Consider the following 5,442-nt stretch of genomic DNA (forward strand, 5'->3'; position numbering starts at 1 on the left):
CCCGGGAGGCCAGGCGTCCCGCCGGAGAGGCCACGAGTGCCACCGAGCTGAGCTTCCTGGTTCGGCTCTGAGCCCCTGATCACAACAATCGAGAGACCCATCCATGAGCACGACACAGCGCATTCTTCCCAAGGGCGTGAGTGAGGCGGACTTCGATGCCGCCCTGGCCCGTTTCCGCGAGATCCTCGGCGCCGACAGCGTCCTGACCGAGAGCGACCAGCTCGCGCCCTATACCAAGGTCATGATGGCCGGCGACGACGCGGACTACATCCCCTCCGCGGCCCTGCTGCCCACCACCACCGAGCAGGTACAGGGGATCGTGCGCACCTGCAACGCGTACAAGGTGCCGATCTGGACCATCTCCACCGGCAAGAACCTGGGCTACGGCTCCGCCGCTCCGGGGGAGACCGGCCAGGTGATGCTCGACATGCACCGCATGAACCGGATCCTCGAGGTGGACCCCGAGGTCTGCACGGCGCTGCTGGAGCCCGGCGTGACCTACCAGCAGCTCTACGACTACATCAAGGAGCACGACCTCAAGCTGTGGCTCGACCCCCCGGCGCCCTCGGCGATCGCCGGGCCGGTGGGCAACACCCTGGACCGCGGCGTGGGCTATACCCCCTACGGCGAGCACTTCATGTTCCAGTGCGGCATGGAGGTGGTGCTGGCCAATGGCGAGGTGGTGCGCACCGGGATGGGGGGCATCGAGAACTCCAGCTCCTGGCAGGTCTTCAAGTGGGGTTATGGCCCCTACATCGACGGGCTCTTCACCCAGTCCAACTTCGGCATCGTCACCAAGATGGGCCTGTGGCTGATGCCCGAGCCGCCCGCCTATCGTCCCTTCCTGATCCAGTATCAGGATCCCGAGGACATCGAGGAGATCGTCGATGTGCTGCGTCCGCTGCGCATCGCCCAGATCATCCCCAACGCCGTGGTCATCGTGCATACCCTCTGGGACGCCGGCACCCACGTGGTGCGCAAGGCGTACTACGACGGCAAGGACGCCATCCCGCGGGAGGCCATCGAGCGCATCAAGGCCGATGAAGGCATCGGCGAGTGGAACGTCTATGCGGCGCTCTACGGCACCCCGGAGCAGATCGAGGTCAACTGGAAGATCGTCGAGCAGGCCTTCGGGGCGAGCGGCAAGGCGAAGATCATGTATGGCGAGGAGGCCGAGAAGCGGGGCGGCGGCTTCGAGTATCGCTCGGCGCTGATGAAGGGCGACATGAACCTGCAGGAGTTCGGCCTCTACAACTGGCGCGGGGGCGGTGGCTCCATGTGGTTCGCCCCGGTCTCCCAGGCCAAGGGCAGCGAGACCAGGGACCAGACCGAACTGGCCCAGCAGATCCTCGGCAAGTACGGCTTCGACTATGTGGCGGAGTACATCGTCGGCTGGCGTGACATGCACCACGTCATCGACCTGCTCTACAACCGCCAGGACCCTGAAGAGACCCAGCGGGCCCACGACTGCTTCGCCGAGCTGATCGACGAGTTCGCAAAGCGCGGCTACGGGCTCTACCGCACCAACACCGAGTTCATGGAACAGGTCGCCGGCACCTTCGGCGAGCCGCTTCGCGAAGTGCACACGACCCTGAAGAATGCCCTGGACCCCAATGGCATCCTGTCGCCCGGCAAGTCCGGCATTCGTCAGTGACCCTTGGCCCGCGATATCCCGGAGGAGAGTGACCCATGAGTAGTGCATACCGCGATTTCCATCTGCAGCCTATCGCCGGCGAGTGGCGCGAGGGCGGCAGCGAACGCCGTGCCGAGGTGACCAACCCCTATGACGGCAGCCCGCTGCTCGATATCTGCCTGGCGGATCGCAGCGACCTGGATGCCGCCTTCCTGGCGGCCGAGAAGGCCCAGGCCGAGTGGGCAACGACCCCGCCGGCCGAGCGCGCGGCGCTGCTGCAGCGGGTGGTGGAGATCTTCGATGCCCGCAAGGAGGAGATCATCGACTGGCTGATCCGCGAGTCGGGCAGCACCCGCCTCAAGGCCAACGTCGAGTGGGGCGCGGCCCGCGGCATCACCCAGGAGGCCGTCTGCATGCCGGGGCGCGTGCACGGCATGACCCTGGCCTCCAACGTGCCGGGCAAGGAGAACCGCGTCTATCGCAAGCCGCTGGGCGTGGTGGGGGTGATCAGCCCCTGGAACTTCCCGCTGCACCTCTCCCAGCGCTCCATCGCCCCGGCGCTGGCGCTGGGCAATGCCGTGGTGGTCAAGCCGGCAAGCGACACCCCGGTCACCGGCGGCCTGCTGCTGGCCAAGGTCTTCGAGGAGGCCGGGCTCCCCGAGGGGCTGCTCAGCGTGGTGGTGGGTGCCGGCAGCGAGATCGGCGACGCCTTCGTGGAGCACCGCGTGCCGCGGATGGTCTCCTTCACCGGCTCGACCCCGGTGGGGCGGCGCATCGGCGGGATCTGCAGTGGCGGCGACCATATCAAGAAGGTGGCCCTGGAGCTTGGCGGCAACAGCCCCTTCGTGGTGCTCGACGATGCCGACCTCGACCAGGCGGTGAGCGCCGCGGCGATGGGCAAGTTCCTGCACCAGGGGCAGATCTGCATGGCCATCAACCGCATCATCGTCGACGAACGCCGCTACGACGACTTCGTTGCGCGCTTCGTGGAGAAGGTCAAGGGGCTCCGTGTCGGCGACCCGAACGACATGGAAACGGTGGTCGGTCCGATCATCAACGCCAGGCAGCGCGAGGGCCTGGAGGCCAAGATCGCCACGGCCCGGCAGGAGGGCGCAACCGTGCTGCTGGAGGGCGAGGTCCATGGCCAGCTGGTGCCGCCGCACGTGTTCGGCGACGTCACCCCCGAGATGGAGATCAGTCGCGAGGAGATCTTCGGCCCGCTGGTGGGCATCCAGAAGGCCCGCGACGAGGCCCATGCCCTGGAACTGGCCAACAGCACCGAGTACGGCCTCTCCAGTGCCGTGTTCAGCGGTGACCTGGAGCGCGGCCTGCGCTTTGCCCAGGGCATCAAGGCGGGCATGACCCATGTGAACGACATGCCGGTCAATGACGAGCCCCACGTGCCCTTCGGCGGCGAGAAGAACTCCGGCCTGGGCCGCTTCAATGGCGACTGGGCCATCGAGGAGTTCACCACCGACCAGTGGATCAGCGTCCAGCATACGCCGCGCGCCTACCCGTTCTAAGCACGACCGTCAGCCCTGCGACCCTTCTCCAGTGGGTGGCAGGGCAAGTCAACAAGAGAGAATACGCGATGAAGTATCCGACAACGGCCTGGCTGGCTGCCCTTGGCACCAGCCTCCTTGCCACGCCGGCGCTTGCCGTCAACGGCCACTACGTACCGGGCATCGAGGGGCTGAGCGCGGCCGCCGCGCCACCGGAAGGTCTCTACTATCGGGGGTACCTGCTCCACTACGACGTCGACAACTTCAACGACAGCTCGGGCACAGCAGTGCCCGGGAACAACAGCGGCTCCGTCACCGCACTGGCCCATCGTTTCATCTGGATGACCGACAAGACGTTCCTCGGCGCCGACTACGGGATGGAAGCGATCGTGCCGATGCTCGACATCGAGTTCGACCTCGATGTCGCCGGCGGCCAGCGCTTCGACGACGACGGCCTCGGCGACATCTTCCTCGGCCCGGTGATCCTGGGCTGGCACGGCGCGCAGTGGGATGCCACCTTCGCCGCCGGCCACTGGTTCGACACCGCCGATTTCGATGCCGCCAACCCGGCCTCGGCGGGCAAGGGCTACGGCACCACCATGCTGACGCTGGCCGGGATGTGGCACCTCGATGCCGAGAAGACCTGGAACGTCTCGGCGCTGTCGCGCTACGAGATCAAGACCGAGCAGGACGACACCCGCATCACGCCGGGGGACAGCTGGCTGGTGGAGTGGGGCATCGGCCACCGTCTGGAGAACGGCCTGGAGCTTGGCCTCGTGGGCTACGACGCCTGGCAGCTCGAGGCCGATGACGGCGCGCCGACCACCGCCAAGGCCGAGCGCCACGCCATCGGTGCCGAGGCGGGCTACCTCTGGCCCACGGCTGGGGTGATGCTCAAGGGCGCTGTCTACCACGAGTACGATGCCGAGGCGGGTGGCCTCAAGGGCCTGGAGAGCGAGGGCGACGCCATCCGCCTGCAGCTGACCAAGTTCCTGTGATCCTTTCCCGGCGGCCACCGACGTGGCGGCCGGGGGTATCACCGGAGCGCTACCGACCCCGCTCGGCCGCCGGCTGGGCGGAGCCTTCGAGGGAGGAGAGTATCCATGCAGATTCAAGCGGCCGTGACCCCGGCGCAGGGGGACGATTTCGAATGGCAGACGGTGGAGCTCGCCGAGCCCGCCCTGGGCGAGGTGCGGGTGCGTATCGTGGCGACAGGCGTCTGCCATACCGATGCCGTGGCCAGGGACCTGGGCATCGCGCCCTTTCCCATCGTGCTGGGCCACGAGGGGGCCGGGGTGGTCGAGGCCCTCGGCGAGGGCGTGACGGGTCTCGCGGTGGGCGACCACGTGGTGCTGTCGTTTGCCCACTGCGGGAGCTGTGGCCACTGCCTGACCGGTCATCCCACCGTCTGCGACACCTTCAACGAGCTCAACTTCGGCGGCGCCATGGACGACGGCGGCCACCGCCTGGCACGTGACGGCGAGGCGCTGGCGACCTTCTTCGGCCAGTCGTCGTTCGCCAGCCACGCCGTGGTCAGCGCCCGCAATGCGGTCAAGGTGGACCCCGAGGTGGATCTGGCGCTGCTCGGCCCGCTGGGCTGTGGCATCCAGACCGGCGCGGGGACCGTGCTCAACCGGCTCAAGCCGGACTTCGGGTCGAGCCTGGTGGTCTACGGCTGCGGCGCGGTGGGGCTCTCCGCCATCATGGCGGCCAGCATCACCGGCTGCCGGCACATCATCGCGGTGGACGTCCACGACAGCCGCCTCGAGCTGGCCCGCGAGCTGGGGGCGACCCAGATAATCAACGGCCAGCGGGAAGAAACCGTCGAGCGGGTGCGCGAGATCACCGGAGGCGGAAGCGAGTTTGCGGTGGAAACCACCGGGGTGCCGGCGGTGGTGCGCCAGTCGCTGCAGGCACTGCGTCCGCTGGGCATCTCGGCGATCGTCGGCGTCACCCCCGAGGTCACCCTGGACGTGCACCAGGACCTGATGGCCGAGGGCAAGTCGATGATCGGGGTGATCGAGGGCGACTCCGTGCCGCGGGTCTTCATCCCCCAACTGGTGGCCTACTACAAGGCCGGGTGCTTCCCCTTCGATCGGCTGGTGAAGTTCTATGCGCCGGAGCAGATCAACCAGGCCTTCGAGGACTCGAAGCACGGCACCACCGTCAAGCCGGTGCTGAAGATCGGCAACTAGTTCAAGGGTAGTGTGAAGGGAGGTGGCACCTGCACCATGCAGGTGTCACTTTTTTTGCAGGCTGATAGTTTCGGAAAATCCAATTTTTTCATTGGTTCGTCCTGCTTTTGCA

General features: G+C 67.1%; 4 protein-coding genes. All 4 read left to right on the forward strand.

Going from position 1 to position 5,442, the window contains the following annotated elements; all coding sequences use genetic code 11:
- Window positions 1-103: 103 nt before the first annotated feature.
- The 4 genes from RI841_RS09025 (at window position 104) to RI841_RS09040 (ending at window position 5,330) form a co-directional block, all read left to right on the forward strand.
- A complete protein-coding gene (locus RI841_RS09025; RefSeq protein WP_310705264.1) occupies window positions 104-1,654 on the forward strand; it encodes an FAD-binding oxidoreductase in 1,551 nt (516 codons plus the stop codon).
- A gap of 35 nt (window positions 1,655-1,689) precedes the next feature.
- On the forward strand, window positions 1,690-3,156 hold the full coding sequence (locus RI841_RS09030) for an aldehyde dehydrogenase family protein (protein WP_310705265.1): 1,467 nt from the start codon (window positions 1,690-1,692) through the stop codon (window positions 3,154-3,156).
- A gap of 68 nt (window positions 3,157-3,224) precedes the next feature.
- Window positions 3,225-4,133, forward strand: coding sequence for a transporter (locus RI841_RS09035; RefSeq protein ID WP_310705266.1), 909 nt, complete (start codon window positions 3,225-3,227; stop codon window positions 4,131-4,133).
- A 105-nt stretch (window positions 4,134-4,238) separates the two neighbouring features.
- Window positions 4,239-5,330, forward strand: a complete 1,092-nt coding sequence (locus RI841_RS09040; protein WP_310705268.1) for an NAD(P)-dependent alcohol dehydrogenase — start codon at window positions 4,239-4,241, stop codon at window positions 5,328-5,330.
- Window positions 5,331-5,442 lie beyond the last annotated feature (112 nt).

It is taken from the genome of Halomonas sp. (genome assembly GCF_031581305.1).
Classification (GTDB): Bacteria; Pseudomonadota; Gammaproteobacteria; order Pseudomonadales; family Halomonadaceae; genus Halomonas.

Excerpts from the sequence above, each read along its gene's own strand:
- RI841_RS09035 (WP_310705266.1), top strand. The coding sequence starts at position 3,225 with ATGAAGTATCCGACAACGGCCTGGCTGGCTGCCCTTGGCACCAGCCTC.
- RI841_RS09040 (WP_310705268.1), top strand. The coding sequence starts at position 4,239 with ATGCAGATTCAAGCGGCCGTGACCCCGGCGCAGGGGGACGATTTCGAA.
- RI841_RS09025 (WP_310705264.1), top strand. The coding sequence starts at position 104 with ATGAGCACGACACAGCGCATTCTTCCCAAGGGCGTGAGTGAGGCGGAC.
- RI841_RS09030 (WP_310705265.1), top strand. The coding sequence starts at position 1,690 with ATGAGTAGTGCATACCGCGATTTCCATCTGCAGCCTATCGCCGGCGAG.